The sequence below is a fragment of the Clostridium sp. AM34-9AC genome (genome assembly GCF_003480225.1).
GTDB lineage: Bacteria > Bacillota > Clostridia > Lachnospirales > Lachnospiraceae > Acetatifactor > Acetatifactor acetigignens.
The window spans coordinates 1-1,453 of sequence record NZ_QUIU01000064.1 but is presented as its reverse complement, the minus strand read 5'-3'; the positions used below and the strand labels follow the sequence as shown (position 1 = coordinate 1,453).

Genomic DNA, 1,453 nt, shown 5'->3' with positions numbered 1-1,453 from the left:
GCAGTTCAAAACGCAGGCCTTCCGCGTCATAGCGGTTCTCCTGCACGTTGCCGGTTTCAGTTTCCACCCTTGTCTGCTGGTGGCGGCTGTTATAGGAGAACCGACGGATCCCGGCTGCATTTTTCTCCTCTATTATACCGCCCTGACGGTCATAAGAAAACTGTTTTCTATCGGCAGGGCTTTCCTCTTCGACCAGCTGGTTCTTCTCATTATAAAGATAACGGATTTCTCCCTGTACATCCGTCTTCCGGATTCTGTTTCCGGCTTTGTCATAGGCATAGCAAACAGAAGTGCCGTTCCGCCGCTCTTCCAGAAGCTGTCCCCGGACATCATAAGCATAGGAGAGATCCAATGCATTATTCCCTGCGGTGATTTCGGAAGTGATGCCGCCCAGAGTCGCCTGTGTGCCTGTCTTCGCCGTGCGGTTTCCGTTGCCGTCATACCGGTATGCAAAGGAGAGCAGGACATTTTCACCCGCTCTGGTTTCCAGCGTGCGGACGTTTCCGTCCCCGTCATAGGTATAGGCGGTCTTCACGCCATTGCCGTAACGGATATCGCAGATGCGGTTCAGGGCATCGTAGCCGTAGCGCACTTCCAGTCCGTCATTGTTGTAAATACGGCTTCTGCGTCCTAAGATATCGTACTCATACCGGGTGCTGACTCCTGCGGGATCCATGATCTCCGTGATCTGCCCTGCCCTGTCATGGGTATAGGAAACTAAGCGTTTCCCGTTGGAACGCTTCTCTTTCAGATTACCATATGCATCGTAGATGTATTCATAGGACTTCCCGTCACAGACGGCACGGGTCACCCGGCCCAGACTGTCATAGTGCCAGGTGCTGATGTTGGTGTGCTTTCCTTCCGCATCGGACGCCTTCTCATACACAGGCTGACCGAATACGTTGCAGGCACGCTGTAGCTGTCTTCCATCCCTGTCGATATGCAGGGACAGGTTGCCCTCCTCGTCATACCGGAAGGTCTCTGTGAATCCCAGCTGATCCGTCCGCTCGCTGACCTTGCCGAGACTGTTGTAACGGTACTGCACTGCATTGCCGTTGCCGTCTATAGTCCTGCTGACCTGCCCGGCGGGGGTGTACTCGTAGCCTTCCTTCACCCCGTCCGCAAAGCCAATGCCTGTGATGCGTCCCCAGCTGTCCACGTCATAGGAAATGGGATTCTGGTTGCCGTCCACAACTCCCGTGATCTGCCTTCTGGCATTATACTCATACTGCTGGAGGATGCGCTGATGGTTCCCCGAACGCCGGACATCCTTGATCTTTCCATCCAATTCGTAGGAAAGCTCTGTCCGGTTTCCAAACGTGTCCTTTTGGATAACCGGCTGATTCCGCAGATTGTAAGAAAACTCCTGTACCACTTCACCTAATGCATTGGTGGTACGGATGCGGTTGCCGCGGCTGTCATAGGTGTAGGCTGCGCCTGCCCCGTCATCGTT

General features: G+C 54.2%; 1 pseudogene. It reads right to left on the bottom strand.

Annotated elements, in window-relative coordinates:
- A pseudogene (locus tag DW835_RS17685) lies at positions 1–1,453 on the bottom strand (RHS repeat protein); the annotation flags it as partial.